General features: G+C 65.2%; 1 protein-coding gene. It reads left to right on the top strand.

Annotation, left to right across the window (positions count from 1 at the left end):
• Positions 1-66 precede the first annotated feature (66 nt).
• Complete coding sequence (locus tag PZH32_RS13955; RefSeq protein WP_275208865.1) at positions 67-240, top strand: hypothetical protein; 174 nt, start codon at positions 67-69, stop codon at positions 238-240.
• Positions 241-287 lie beyond the last annotated feature (47 nt).

The following is a 287-nucleotide window of genomic DNA, read 5'->3' as shown; positions in this document are numbered from 1 at the left end:
ACCATTACCGTGGTGCGCAAGAAGAAGGAAAAGACCCTGGTGGTATAGGAGTTCCTGGTAGGTCCGGTGAGCCACGAGGGGGACACCCTGCGCTTCACGCTGGAAGCGAAGCCCACGTGCAGCTTGCGCGCCGATGCCTTCGTACGGGAGCTCATTGCCGCCACCGTGGCCGCGGGCCATGCTGCCGACGGGCTCCATCCTGTATATGTCATGCGCGTGGATCAGCGCGCCGCCGAATGAGCAGGGGCGGCGGCACGCCAAGACGGTCCTCGGCGCACTTTGCCGTG

It is taken from the genome of Adlercreutzia equolifaciens, from assembly GCF_029076695.1.
GTDB lineage: Bacteria > Actinomycetota > Coriobacteriia > Coriobacteriales > Eggerthellaceae > Adlercreutzia > Adlercreutzia equolifaciens_A.
This window is presented reverse-complemented; position numbering and strand designations above follow the sequence as displayed.